Consider the following 12,098-nt stretch of genomic DNA (forward strand, 5'->3'; position numbering starts at 1 on the left):
AGGAGGCATCCATGAGGCCAGAGATCGCCTGGGCGGAGGCCATGAAGTTCGAGAACCGGCCCGACCCGTACCGGTTCTTCGACGAGCTCCGGAAGACTCCCGTTGCGCGGGTGGCGGACGACATCTACGTCGTCACCGGCTACTGGGAACTCCTGACACTGGCCCACGATCCGCGGGTGAGCTCCGACATCAGTCGTAGTCCGGTGTCGGCCATGCGGCCGGGCGCGGAGGAGCCCCCGCCCGGGGCCGAGCACCTGACGGCATACGGCAGGCAGCCGAGCATGATCATGTCGGATCCGCCCTACCACGACCGAGCGCGCCGCCAGGCCATGCGGCACTTCGGCCCTCCCCATTCGCCGGACCTCATCCCGAGTATGGAACCGAGTATCGAGCGGCTCTGCAACGACCTGCTCGGGAAGGCCGCCGACAAGACCCGTATCGACGTCGTCGACGAGTACGGCTACCTGGTTCCGGTGACGGTGATCTGCAAGGTCCTGGGAGTTCCGCTGGAGGACGAGAAGGCGTTCCATGGCTGGATCTTCGACTTCATGGCGGGTCTGGACCTGGGCCCGGAGGCGGCCACCGAGGAAGGGCAGGTCCGGGCCGCGAAAGGAAAGGAGAGCACGGCCGCGCTCACCGAGTATCTGCGAGCGCTGGTCGAGGGTTACGCCCGGAAACCCGGCGAGGGCCTGCTCTCGGGACTGGTGAACGACGGTGGCCCGGACGGGCCCATGGAGCCCGCGGAAGCATCGGCCAACGCGCTGCTGCTGCTCATCGCCGGTCACGACTCCACGGTCAACACGATCTCCCATTGTGTGCTGACCCTGCTGCGCAACCCCGGGAGCATCGAGCTTCTGCGTCGCAGGCCAGGACTGATCCCGCGGGCCATCGAGGAGGTGCTGCGCCTCCAGTCGGCGGTCCAGTTCTTCCCGAGCCGGTCCGCCACCGCCGACATCGAGGTCGGTGGCACGGTCATCCCGGAGGGCTCGGCGATCTTCCTGATGTACGGCGCCGCCAACCGTGATCCCGGCCGGTTCCCCGACCCGGGCAGGTTCGACCCCGAACGTCGCGCCAACGAGCACTTCGGCTGGGGCAGCGGCATCCACACCTGCTTCGGCGGTCCACTGGCGCGCCTGGAGGTGAACATCGCGCTGGAGGTCTTTCTGCGCCGTGTGGAGAACCCACGGCTCGTCGTCGATCCGCCGCCGTACCGGCGCAACCAGATTTTCCGCGGCCCGCAACACCTGTTCATCGACTACGACCGGATCAGGGACCAGGAACTCGAACAAGCGTGAACGGCCTGGTCCCTGACGTCGCCATCGACATCAGCGTGGCCGCGGCCGCACCCCCACCACCCCCACGTCGATCTCGCCGTTGATCGAACGGCCATCTGCCCGCTCGTTCAGCGGGGCGACGCGGCGATCTGGAGGCGCCGGCTCGCGCCGTCGGAGAGGAACGCCGCCAGCGCCCGTCCCTGCTCGCCGACGGCGGTGCGGTCGGCCCGGGAGAAGCGGTGCAGCGGGGTGACGATCACGGTGTCGGCCTCGACGCCCCAGGTCGCGGCAACCCGACCGTCGACCAGCACGACGCGAGCCCCGGCGACGGACAGGCCGCGGTGGGCGTCGTCGATGATGCGGCCGCGGTCCTGGTAGCCGAGGAGCGCGTTGTCGAACGCCGGCAGGAACCGCACCGGGGCGGGGGTGTCGGGATCGGGGCGCGGCGCGTCCGGGAGATCCAGCAGTTCCCGGCCCCGCTCGTCACGGAAGGAGACCAGCTCCCCGCGTATCGCGGCGACCGCGGCGGGCAGTCCGGCGAGCCCGCACCAGGCGCGCAGGTCGGCCGCGGCGGCCGGGCCGTACGCGGCGAGGTAGCGCCGTACCAGCGCTTCCCCGACCGGATCGGACCCCTCCGGGCCGGGCGGGTCGGCCTCGCGCCCCAGCCAGGAGGAGAGCACGACGTTGCGCACTCCCGCCCTCGTGCGCCACAGCCCACGCGGCGGAAGCTGCGCCACCGGGATGAGGGCGGCGATCAGCATCTCGCCCAGTGCCCGCGAGCCCGGCGTCGGCCAGCGCTCGGCCACCGCCCGCGCGAGCTCGGTCATCGAGCGGGGCTCACCGTCGGCCATCACCGCGCGGCCGGCGGCGGCGAGCTCCTCGAGGTCCACTCCGGCGAGCTCGCCGCGGTAGGTACCGAGCACCCGTTGACGCAGCATGGCGTCGTGGCGGGCCCGCCAGGCCAGGGTGTCGTCGGCGGTGAGCAGGTGGACGGTGCGGCGCATGAGGTGGGTCCGCACCACGCTCCGCCGTACCAGCAGGTCCGAGAGCACCGCCGGGTCGAACGCGCGCACCCGCGACCAGAGCCCGACGAACGGTTCCTGCGGCTCCTGCGCCTGCAGGCCGCACAGGTGCGCGACGGCGTCGAGGACCGGCACGTCGGCGTGCTCGAGCAACAACTGCCGGGCGAGCGTCGCGCGGTTGAGCGCCCGGGTGTCGAGAACGGTCATCCGCTCAGGTGGATCTCTGCCCGTCGAGCGTCTCCCGCAGTATGTCGGCGTGGCCGGCGTGCTGGGCGGTCTCGGCGGGCCGCGAGGTCGGCCCAGTGACACCGTCGGGCAGGTCGTAGCGCAGCGCCGAGGGCCCGTCGAGCACGAAGCGCAGCCACCCTTCCTCGATGGACGCGACGTGCTTGATCAGCCCGCCCAGGCACAGCGCACTGGCCGTCGGGCGCTCGCCGAGCTGCTCGTCGCTGAGCCCCCGGACGGTGGTGGTCAGGGCGGATCGCGCGGTCGCCAGGGCGGCGAGCAGGTCGGTCCGCTCGGCGTCGAGGGTGGGCGCGGTGATGTCGTCGACCGGCACCCGACGACAGTTGCAGACGAAGCGGTCGGGGAGTGGCCGCTTCTCCGGGCACCACCGGGATCGTGCCCAAGACTTCGGCGCGACTGCTTGCGCACCGTGCGCCGTGATGTCGACCGCCTGCGCCAGCTCGACCCGACCGGACCCACCGGTCGACAGCAGCGTGCTCACGCCGCTCAGCGCCGCCGTCCACGCCCGCGAGGAACTGCGTTTCGACTACCCGCCGCCCCCACCGGGTCGGGTGCAGCCCCATCACCTGGTCACCTGGGGCGGGCGCTGGTACCTCGTCGCCTGGGACCTCGACCGCGAGGACTGGCGCACCTTCCGCGCCGACCGGATCACCCCGCGCACCCCGACCGGGCCCCCTTCGCCCACCTGGCCCGCCGCTACACCGCCGCTGCGGTCGGTCGGGCGCGCCCGCCGATGGGCTAACGTGGCCGGTGGTCGGTCATCTCGAGGAGAGCCATGTCGACGGCGAGTGCGTCAGCCACGCGGAGCCGCGCCGCGGACGACCTGCTCCCGGCACGGCAGGCGCGCCGTGGATAGCGTCGAGCCCGGGCCGTCGGGTCAGGACGGTGGGCTGGACGGCGTGGCGGCCGACTTCGCGCAGATCCGCCCCCGTCTGTTCGGGATCGCGTACCGGATGCTCGGGAGCGCCGCCGACGCCGAGGACATCGTGCAGGACGTCTGGGTGAAGTGGCAGGCCCAGGACCGCGCCACGGTGCGGGACGCCACCGCCTTCCTCGTCACGATGACCACCCGGCTGTCGATCAACGCGACGCAGACGGCCCGCGCCCGGCGGGAGACCTACGTGGGCCCCTGGCTCCCGGAGCCGGTGGACACCACCGCCGACCCCGAGTTGGGCGCCGAGCGAGGCGAGGCGCTGGAGACCGCGGTGCTCGTCCTCCTGGAGAAGCTCTCGCCGAGCGAGCGCGCGGCGTTCGTCCTGAGGGAGGCGTTCGACTACCCGTACGACCGCATCGCCGAGGTGTTGCAGACGAAGGCGAGCAACGCGCGCAAGCTCCTCAGCCGCGCGCGGCAGGCCGTCGCGGCGGAGCGGCGGACGTCGGTCGACGCGCCGCACCAGCGGAGGCTGCTGTCGGCGTTCCTCTCCGCCGCGCAGGCGGGGGACTTCGACGAGCTGGAGTCGCTGTTCGCCGCGGAGGTCGCCAGCTACACCGACGGCGGCGGCGTGCGAGGCGCGTCGCGCATCCCGGTGTTCGGTCGCACGCAGGTGGCGAAGTACGTCAGGGCTTTCGCCCCCCGGTTCTGGACCGGGGTGCAGGTGGAGTGGGTCGAGGCGAACGGCCGCCCGTCCGTGCTGGTCTCCCGGGACGACGTGCCGGTGGCGTGGTTGACCGTCAGCGGCACCGGGGACGGCATCGATCGCATCTACTGGGTCCTGAACCCCCCGAAGCTGGAGCGCATCGCCGCCGCGGTGCGGGCGAGAAACGTCCACTAGCGACCCCCCGGCGCGCTCCGGGAGCCACCGTCACAAATCCGCCGGCCGTCCTGTCCTCCTTCCGACGCCACCCTGCACACGGCAGGGGACGGCGGTATCAGGTCGTCGAACGGAAGGAACTCGTCGTGAAGTTTGTCGTGATCGGTGGAACGGGGCTCATCGGCTCGAAGCTGGTGGCCAAGCTGGGAGAGCACGGGCACGAGGCGGTGCCGGCAGCCCCGAGCACCGGCGTGAACACGCTGACCGGCGAAGGGCTCGCGGAGGTCCTCGACGGGGCGGCGGTCGTTGTGGACGTGTCGAACTCGCCCTCGTTCGCCGACGACCCGGTGATGGAGTTCTTCCGGACCTCCACCACCAACCTGCTCGAGTACTCCGCGAAGGCGGGCGTCGGGCACTACGTGGCGCTGTCGGTGGTCGGCACCGACCGGCTCTCGGAGTCGGGGTACTTCCGCGCGAAGAACGCCCAGGAGAAGCTGATCCGCGAGTCGGGACGGCCGTACTCGATCGTGCACGCCCCCCAGTTCTTCGAGTTCGTCAAGGCCATCGCGGACTTCAGCACGGTGGGCGACGAGGTCCACCTCGCGCCCGTCCTGTTCCAGCCGATGGCGTCCGACGACGTCGCTGCCGCGGTCGGACGCGTGGCGGTGGGGGAGCCGCTCAACGGGATCCGCGAGGTCGGCGGCCCCGAGGTGTTCCGGCTCGACGAGCTGGTGGGCAAGAGCCTCGCAGCCACCGGCGACGCCAGGAAGGTCGTCGCCGACGAGCAGGCCCGCTACTCCGGTGCCCTGCTGAGCGAGCGGACCCTCATCCCGGAGCCGGACGCCCAGCGCGGGGAGATCACCTTCGACGAGTGGCTCGCCCAGCAGTAGCCACCTCCGGCCGGTCCGCACCGATGGGCCGGAGGCCGGCTGCGACCGGACAGCGCGTGACCGATTCGAACCGACCCCGTCCACTGCGTGGACGGGGTCGTCGTCGGCGTGGCTCCGCTTGACCTTGACATGGTGACAAGCCCTTCACTGTGCCGAGGAGGTGGTTCCGATGACCATGCCGACAGAGGCCACGGACACGACTCGGGTTTTCCGGGGGCTGGAGGACAGCAACTCGTCAGTGCGGCTGCGGGCGGCGCTGGCGGTGGGCACCACCCCTGACCCGCGATTCGTCGACGCGCTCATCGAACGATGCGCGGTCGAACCGGAGTTCTACGTGCGCGACATGCTGACGTGGGCACTCACCCGGCACCCGGCATCGACGACGGTCCCAGCGCTTCTCCACGAGCTGCGTTCGGAGCGGGCGCAGGCTCGAAGCCAGGCGTTGCACACGTTGTCCAAGATCGGGGATCGGCAGGCGTGGCCGTCGATCACCCGGGCACTTCTGTCCGACGCCGACGACGAGGTGGCGCGGAGCGCCTGGCGGGCAGCGGTCGTGCTGGTGCCCGACGGCGACGAGCCCGGGTTGGCCGCAGTGCTGTCGACCCAGCTGGGGCGCGGCGAACGGGAGACGCAGCTGAGCCTCAGCCGGGCGCTGATCGCGCTCGGTGAGGTGATCGTGCCGGCTCTGCACGCTGCGATGACGCACCGCGACCCTCGCGTACGCGCACACGCGATCGCCACGGAACGGCTGTTGCGCGACCCTGATGCCGGATTCGGGTTCGCGGTCGAGGAGGCGAAGCGCGTCGTAGCCCTCGGCAGGACCGGTCAGGAGGCGTGATGGGCCAGGAGGGATGATGGGCAGTGTTGATCGGTGAGGTGGCACGACGGTCCGGGGTCAGCGCCCGCATGCTCAGGCACTACGACTCGCTCGGGCTGGTGCGGCCGACGGGTCGTACCGGCGCCGGCTATCGCGAGTACTCCGGCGAGGACATCCGGCGGATCTTCCACATCGAGAGCCTGCGGTCGCTGGGGCTGTCGCTGCGTGATGTCCGGCGCGCGCTCGATGACCCCGGCTTCACGCCCACCGCACTCGTCGACGACCTCATCCGCCAGACGCGAGAACGCATCGCACGGGAGACCGAACTGCTCACGCGACTGTCCCGGATCGGTGCCGTGGAACCCGCCGGCTGGGAGGAGGTCCTCCAGGTCGTCGCGCTCCTGCAGGCGTTGGGGTCACCGAGCGCCGGGAAGCGCCAGCGCGCGGCCTTGTCCTCGGTCGACGAGGTCCCGGTGCCGGTGGAAGCGCTGGTCGAGGCAGCGCTGACCGAGGCGGACCCCCACGTCGCCGGAGCCCTGCACTGGGCGCTGGCTCAGTCGGGCGATGGCGGCGCGGCGCTGCTGGCGGAGGGTCTCGGCTCACCGACGGCCGAGGTGCGGAAACGTGCCGTCCAGTCCATCGCCGAGATCCCGGACGGTGCGGCGACAGCACTGCTGCAGGCCGCCCTCGCGAACCCCGACGTCGTGGTCCGCAGGTATGCCGCTCTGGCGCTGGGGGCACGTGGAGTCGCCGACGCGGTCCCGACCCTCGTCGACATGGTCGTGGAGGGGACGAACGACGTCGACGCGGCCGATGCGCTGAGCGCGCTGGCGAGCTGTCCCGGGTCGGCGGACCGGATCGCCACCCGGCTCGTCGATCGTCTCGCCCGCACCGCCGTCGAACCGTCGGCTCGGCTCAGGCTGACACAGGCGCTCGCGGACATCCCGGGAGGCACGGCGTCCCACGCCCTCGCAGATCTGTCGCACGACGACGACCGTGCCGTTGCGCTGACCGCGGCATACATTCTCGGGATACGCAACGCACCGTAACCTATTTTCCTGGGGCACCTTCCCGTTTAGCGAACGGTGTTCGCATGACGTACGATTGCGAACACTGTTCGCTAAACAGTCGGCAAGAGCAACCCCCCGAGGGGCGGATGGCGATCACAGGATCGATCAGCGTGCTCGGCTTCGGCCTTGCCGTCGGCGGGGTGGGAGTCGGCGCCGGGTTGGTGTTCATGGCTCTCGTCGACGACGTCGCACGTCAGGCGCGCGACGCTCTGCAGTCGGTGGCGTTCCTTGTGGTTCGCCGGAATCGAGGCGCTGGCGAGGCCGGCGCTCGTGCTCGTGTTCGCGGCACCCGCGTGAGGTGGGAAGAGTGAAGATTCTGATTTTGAGCCCTGGGATACGCGGAGACGTCGTGCCTGCGTCCGGACTCGGCAGCGCGTTCGCCGCCGACGGGCACGAGGTGACGATCGTCGCGAATGCCGAGTACGGGCACCTGGTACGGGGGCGGGCTGCACCCACGTCGCCATCGAGGCGCCGATGACACCGCCATCCGATGCCGCGGGTGTTCGTGGCTACCTGGCCACTCTGCGGGCCTACATGGACGTGGCCGCGGCAGCCGCACTGACCGCCTCCCCCGGTGCGGAGGCGGTGCTGACCAATGCGATCTCCCCGTACGGCCACGACATCGCCGAGGCGCTGGGCGTCCCGTCCGTCGAGGCGTTGTTGCAGCCTGCGGAGCCCAGCTCCGCGTATCCGCCGATGGTCCAGGGCATGGACATCGACGCTCCGAACGTCCTGGCGATCGGGGACGTCCCGCACAACCTGCTGCTGCCTCGCGCCGCTGCGGTCGTGCATCAGGCCGGCGCCGGGGTCACCGCCGCGGCGCTGCGGGCGGGTGTGCCGTCGGTGCCGGTGCCGGTGCACACGGACCAGCCGTTCTGGGGCCGCAGGCTGGCCGCCCTCGACGCCGGCACCCGCCCGCTGCCCGCGAAGGGTCTGCGGTCGGACGCCCTCATCGCCGCAATCGAGACCGCGCGAACCAGCGAGACGCTGCGGGCCGGCGCCCGGGCCGTCTCCGAGGCGCTGAGCGCCGACGATGGCACGAAGCCTCTCCGGGACCGGATGAACGGGATCGCCGGCTGAACCAGTTCCGACCTCGGTCAGCGGGACAGTTGGGCGGCGGTAAGGACAGGTTCGCCGCGACGGGCTCGGCGGGACGAGAGCGACTGCTGAGCGGCAGCCGCCACCGCAGCGGCGCCGACCTTCGGGGGAAGAACCTCGTGGACCTTGAGCAGCGACGTCAGCCGGGCCTCTCCGAACCGGCGTCGAAGTCGTCGCCCTCGCGAAGGTCGACCGGCTTGATCGGCGGTCGCGCCGCGGCCGCCGCGCCGTGCGTGGCAACACGTTCGTCCTCGGGACGGGCGGGGCCCGCACCGGCGCGGTCGAGCAGCGCGGACAGCGTCCGGGCAATGCTCGTCTCGTCGGCCTCACCTGCTCCCCGGCCTGACCTTGGTCACAGGTGCATGCTGGGCTCCTGCTCCGAGCGGGACGATGCTACAGGGAGTGATGCCTCAGCTGGTAGGGCTGGGTACCAGCTCGGCGAGCAGCATCCGGACGCGGGAATCGATGTCGTCGCGGATCGGGCGGATCTCCTCGATGGTCTTGCCGGCAGGGTCGGTGAGGTCCCAGTCGAGGTAGCGCTTGCCGGGGAAGATCGGGCACGCGTCGCCGCAGCCCATGGTGATGACGACGTCGGAGGCCTCGACGGCGTCGGTGGTGAGCCGCTTGGGCTTCTCGGCTGACAGGTCGATGCCGAGCTCGGTCATCACCTCGCGGACGGCCGGGTTGACGGCGTCCGCGGGCTCGGAGCCCGCGGAGCGGACCTCGACGGCGCCGGCGGCGTGATGCGCGAGTAGGGCGGCGGCCATCTGGGAGCGGCCGGCGTTGTGCACGCAGACGAACAGGACGGTGGGGATCTCGGCCATCAGGACTCCTGGGTGGGTTGGGCCGTTGCCTGTGCCGTTGCCGTGGGCTTGGCGGTGGGGAACCAGCGGCGGCGGGCGGCGAGGGAGACGTAGACGAGCCCGACGAGCACGGGCACCTCGATGAGTGGTCCGACCACGCCGGCCAGGGCTTGGCCGGAGGTGACGCCGAAGGTGGCGATGGCGACGGCGATGGCGAGCTCGAAGTTGTTGCCCGCTGCGGTGAACGCCAGCGTCGTCGTGCGCTCGTAGCTCAGGCCGATTGCCCGGCCCAGACCGTAGGAGCCGGCCCACATGACCGCGAAGTAGATGATCAGCGGCAGCGCGATGCGCACGACGTCGAGTGGCTTGCTGGTGATGGCGTCGCCCTGCAGCGCGAACAGGATGATGATCGTGAACAGCAGGCCGTAGAGCGCGAAGGGTCCGATCTTGGGCAGGAACTTCGACTCGTACCAGGTGCGGCCCTTCGCGCGTTCCCCGAAGGTCCGGGTCAGGTAGCCGGCGACGAGCGGAACGCCGAGGAAGACCAACACCGAGATGGCAATCTGCCAGGGTGAGATGTTGAGGTCGGTCTGGGCGAGGCCGAGCCAGCCGGGCAGTACATCGAGGTAGAACCAGCCGAGCGCGGCGAACGCGATCACCTGGAACACCGAGTTGATCGCCACGAGCACGGCCGCGGCTTCGCGGTCGCCGCAAGCGAGGTCGTTCCAGATGATGACCATGGCGATGCATCGCGCGAGCCCGACGATGATCAGACCGGTCCGGTATTCGGGCAGGTCGGGAAGCAGCAACCAGGCGAGGGTGAACATCAGGGCCGGGCCGAGCACCCAGTTCAGGACCAGGGATGCCACCAACAGTTTCTTGTCGCCGGTGACGGAGTCGAGGCGGTCATAGCGGACCTTCGCGAGAACCGGATACATCATGATCAGCAAGCCGAGCGCGATCGGCAGCGAGACACCACTGACCGAAATCGCGTCCAGTGCTGAGCCCAGACCCGGGATGAGACGGCCACAGATCAGACCGAGGGCCATGGCGGCGATGATCCAGACAGGCAGGAACCGGTCGAGGGTGGACAGCCGCGCAACGACCGGGGCGTCGATCTCAGAAGTGGTGGTCATGCGGTCACTTCCAGTTCGTGGGCGGCGGGCGAGAGTGCCTGCGAGAGGGTGGCCAGGGCGTCGCGGACGACCCGGTAGTAGATCCAGGTCCCGCGGCGCTCGCCGGTGATCAGGCCGGCCTCGCGCAGCACCTTGAGGTGGTGGCTGATGGTCGGTCCGGTCAGGTCGAATTCGCCGGTCAGGTCGCACACGCAGGCTTCGCCGCCGGCGTGCGCGCCGATGAGGCTCAGCAGCCGCAAGCGGGTGGGGTCTGCGATGGCCCGGAACGCGGCAGCGAGCGTTGCGGCGTCGGCCGGGCTCAACGCGGCCCCGGTCAGGGTGGCCGGTTCGCATACCTCGATGACGGGCAGCTCATACTTCGACACGCGTCTATTTTGAAGTCCTTCAAAGCAACCTGGCAATGTGACGGTCACCTCCGGGCGATCAGCTGTCCCGCGAGTGGGGAGCCGGTCTAAGCGAGCGGGATGGCGAGCTCGGCGAGGAGCCCGCGGACTCGGCGTTCGATGTCGTCGCGGATGGGCCGGACCTCGTTCACGTCGAGGCCGGCCGGGTCGGCGACGGGCCAGTCCTCGTAGCGGTGGCCGGGGAAGACCGGGCAGGCGTCGCCGCAGCCCATGGTGACCACGACGTCCGCGGCGCGGACGACCTCATCTGTCCAGGGCTTGGGGTACTCGCCGGAGATGTCGATGCCTCGCTCGGCCATGGCGTCGATCGCGGCGGCGTTGATCCGCGTGTCCGGCTCGGATCCCCCCGACCAGGCGGTGGCCCGGTCCCCGGCGAGGTGGGTGAAGAAGCCCATCGCCATCTGGGAACGGCCGGCGTTGTGCGTGCAGAGGAACAGTGCGACCGGTGTTCCCGTGGTGCACTTGCCCTCGATCTTCGCCAGGGCGCGCAGACGCTGGCGCGCGAAGCGTTCGGCGAGCAGCGGCAGGTAGTTGATGACGACGGCCCGGTCGGCGAACTCGGCGTAGGAGGTGTGCAGGAACCGCTCGATGGTCTCGGCCCCGTACATGCCGTCGAAATCGCGGGCCAGATTCGACGCCGCCGTGCGGAGCGCGAGTTGCTGGTCGATCGCTAGGTCGGGGCGGCGGACGGTGGCGGGCATGAGTCGACTCCTCAGGTGGCGGGCCGGATCGCGGGAGCGAGCCGGGAGATGCGGTCACCGAGCGCGTCGATGGCCCGATCGAAGGCGGCGTCCTCGCCGCTGCGTGCCGGGTCGGGAATCGACCAGTGCAGCCGGTCGGGGCCGGCGCCGAGGTGTTCGTGGGCCGCGTCGCACACCGTGATCACGACATCGTCGGGGTGGAGAACCTCGTCGACATGACGCGGAGTCGTGGGGGTCAGCTCGAGCCGGCGTCGCTTTGCGGCGGCCACGGCGCCGGGATGCACGGCTCGAGCGGGGGCCGTCCCGGCCGAGGCGGCGGGCACAGCGCTTTCCCCGGACCACAGTGCGACCGCGAGTTGAGACCGGGCCGAGTTCTCGGTGCAGACGAACACGACCCGCACGGCATCGTGCACCGCGCTCGGGCGCAGTACGTCCAGGGTGCCGGAGACCAGGGCGAGGTAGGTACGGCGCCGGTCGCCCTCGGAGCGGTGTCGCTGGATCATGCCGGCCTGCTCGAGTACCCGCACGTGATGTGCCAGCAGGTTCGAGGACATGTCGAGCAGCGTCTGCAGTTCCGAGGGCGACGCCTCACCGAGCATCAAAGCGTCGACGATCGCCAACCTGCCCGGATCGCTCAGCGCGCCGTGCAGGGCGGCCCTCCGCACCAGCCGGTCAGATCGCTCAGTAGTCATTGACTCAATACTTGCTGAGGTAATGGTCGGCTGTCAACGGCCCCGAGGAGGGCGAGAAGCGATGGAGACGCAGCTCGAGCCCGCGACGACCCTGACCCAGTACGAGACGCGGGACATGCGGCGCGTGGGAACTCCGTCGCGAGCCAGTCGGCTCCACGCACTCAATCGAGGGTGCGTCGGATCAGCCGACGGGG

At 70.7% G+C, this 12,098-nt stretch carries 14 protein-coding genes; 7 read left to right on the forward strand and 7 right to left on the reverse strand.

The genetic code is table 11. The features are described from left to right. The first annotated feature begins 11 nt into the window (after nt 1-11). The gene (locus AC5L35_RS12120; protein ID WP_495059676.1) at nt 12-1,295 is read left to right on the forward strand and encodes a cytochrome P450; all 1,284 of its coding nucleotides are present in this window, start codon (nt 12-14) and stop codon (nt 1,293-1,295) included. A 107-nt stretch (nt 1,296-1,402) separates the two neighbouring features. On the opposite strand, the gene AC5L35_RS12125 is transcribed toward AC5L35_RS12120, so the two are convergent. Together AC5L35_RS12125 and AC5L35_RS12130 are read right to left on the reverse strand one after the other, a co-directional pair. Further along, complete coding sequence (locus AC5L35_RS12125) at nt 1,403-2,503, reverse strand: winged helix DNA-binding domain-containing protein (protein WP_495059677.1); 1,101 nt, start codon at nt 2,501-2,503, stop codon at nt 1,403-1,405. 4 nt (nt 2,504-2,507) lie between these two features. Then, nucleotides 2,508-2,855 (reverse strand): mycothiol transferase, encoded by a 348-nt coding sequence (locus tag AC5L35_RS12130; protein ID WP_495059678.1) that lies wholly within the window; start codon nt 2,853-2,855, stop codon nt 2,508-2,510. A gap of 106 nt (nt 2,856-2,961) precedes the next feature. Here AC5L35_RS12130 and AC5L35_RS12135 point away from each other — a divergent pair, with 106 nt between their 5' ends. From AC5L35_RS12135 to AC5L35_RS12160, 6 genes are all read left to right on the forward strand, one after another. Next, nucleotides 2,962-4,314: an RNA polymerase sigma-70 factor gene (locus AC5L35_RS12135; RefSeq protein WP_495059679.1), complete on the forward strand. Its 1,353-nt coding sequence runs from the start codon at nt 2,962-2,964 to the stop codon at nt 4,312-4,314. 125 nt (nt 4,315-4,439) lie between these two features. Then, complete coding sequence (locus AC5L35_RS12140) at nt 4,440-5,183, forward strand: SDR family oxidoreductase (RefSeq protein ID WP_495059680.1); 744 nt, start codon at nt 4,440-4,442, stop codon at nt 5,181-5,183. A 169-nt stretch (nt 5,184-5,352) separates the two neighbouring features. Continuing rightward, the gene (locus tag AC5L35_RS12145; RefSeq protein WP_495059681.1) at nt 5,353-6,021 is read left to right on the forward strand and encodes a HEAT repeat domain-containing protein; all 669 of its coding nucleotides are present in this window, start codon (nt 5,353-5,355) and stop codon (nt 6,019-6,021) included. A gap of 23 nt (nt 6,022-6,044) precedes the next feature. After that, on the forward strand, nt 6,045-7,049 hold the full coding sequence (locus AC5L35_RS12150) for a HEAT repeat domain-containing protein (protein ID WP_495059682.1): 1,005 nt from the start codon (nt 6,045-6,047) through the stop codon (nt 7,047-7,049). A 44-nt stretch (nt 7,050-7,093) separates the two neighbouring features. Next, the gene (locus AC5L35_RS12155; protein ID WP_495059683.1) at nt 7,094-7,381 is read left to right on the forward strand and encodes a hypothetical protein; all 288 of its coding nucleotides are present in this window, start codon (nt 7,094-7,096) and stop codon (nt 7,379-7,381) included. Between the two features lie 163 nt (nt 7,382-7,544). Further along, a complete protein-coding gene (locus AC5L35_RS12160; RefSeq protein ID WP_495059684.1) occupies nt 7,545-8,150 on the forward strand; it encodes a glycosyltransferase in 606 nt (201 codons plus the stop codon). 428 nt (nt 8,151-8,578) lie between these two features. On the opposite strand, the gene AC5L35_RS12165 is transcribed toward AC5L35_RS12160, so the two are convergent. The 5 genes from AC5L35_RS12165 to AC5L35_RS12185 form a co-directional block, all read right to left on the reverse strand. Beyond that, complete coding sequence (locus AC5L35_RS12165; protein ID WP_495059685.1) at nt 8,579-8,992, reverse strand: arsenate reductase ArsC; 414 nt, start codon at nt 8,990-8,992, stop codon at nt 8,579-8,581. Next, a complete protein-coding gene (gene arsB / locus AC5L35_RS12170) occupies nt 8,992-10,107 on the reverse strand; it encodes an ACR3 family arsenite efflux transporter (protein ID WP_495059686.1) in 1,116 nt (371 codons plus the stop codon). Before arsB ends, AC5L35_RS12165 begins: the two co-directional genes overlap by 1 nt. Next, entirely contained in the window at nt 10,104-10,448 is a 345-nt protein-coding gene (locus AC5L35_RS12175; protein ID WP_495059847.1) for an ArsR/SmtB family transcription factor, read from the reverse strand. The genes arsB and AC5L35_RS12175 overlap by 4 nt, the downstream gene beginning before the upstream one ends. A gap of 110 nt (nt 10,449-10,558) precedes the next feature. Further along, the gene (locus tag AC5L35_RS12180) at nt 10,559-11,212 is read right to left on the reverse strand and encodes an arsenate reductase ArsC (protein ID WP_495059687.1); all 654 of its coding nucleotides are present in this window, start codon (nt 11,210-11,212) and stop codon (nt 10,559-10,561) included. A gap of 11 nt (nt 11,213-11,223) precedes the next feature. After that, entirely contained in the window at nt 11,224-11,904 is a 681-nt protein-coding gene (locus tag AC5L35_RS12185; protein WP_495059688.1) for an arsenate reductase/protein-tyrosine-phosphatase family protein, read from the reverse strand. Nucleotides 11,905-12,098 lie beyond the last annotated feature (194 nt).

The sequence above is a fragment of the Pseudonocardia sp. OZ21 genome (genome assembly GCF_059359135.1).

Bases quoted from the DNA above. Each gene is read 5' to 3' on its own strand.
- AC5L35_RS12120 (WP_495059676.1), top strand. From the start codon at position 12: ATGAGGCCAGAGATCGCCTGGGCGGAGGCCATGAAGTTCGAGAACCGG.
- AC5L35_RS12125 (WP_495059677.1), bottom strand. From the start codon at position 2,503: ATGACCGTTCTCGACACCCGGGCGCTCAACCGCGCGACGCTCGCCCGG.
- AC5L35_RS12135 (WP_495059679.1), top strand. From the start codon at position 2,962: ATGTCGACCGCCTGCGCCAGCTCGACCCGACCGGACCCACCGGTCGAC.
- AC5L35_RS12145 (WP_495059681.1), top strand. From the start codon at position 5,353: ATGACCATGCCGACAGAGGCCACGGACACGACTCGGGTTTTCCGGGGG.
- AC5L35_RS12155 (WP_495059683.1), top strand. From the start codon at position 7,094: ATGACGTACGATTGCGAACACTGTTCGCTAAACAGTCGGCAAGAGCAA.
- AC5L35_RS12160 (WP_495059684.1), top strand. From the start codon at position 7,545: ATGACACCGCCATCCGATGCCGCGGGTGTTCGTGGCTACCTGGCCACT.
- AC5L35_RS12165 (WP_495059685.1), bottom strand. From the start codon at position 8,992: ATGGCCGAGATCCCCACCGTCCTGTTCGTCTGCGTGCACAACGCCGGC.
- arsB (WP_495059686.1), bottom strand. From the start codon at position 10,107: ATGACCACCACTTCTGAGATCGACGCCCCGGTCGTTGCGCGGCTGTCC.
- AC5L35_RS12180 (WP_495059687.1), bottom strand. From the start codon at position 11,212: ATGCCCGCCACCGTCCGCCGCCCCGACCTAGCGATCGACCAGCAACTC.
- AC5L35_RS12185 (WP_495059688.1), bottom strand. From the start codon at position 11,904: ATGACTACTGAGCGATCTGACCGGCTGGTGCGGAGGGCCGCCCTGCAC.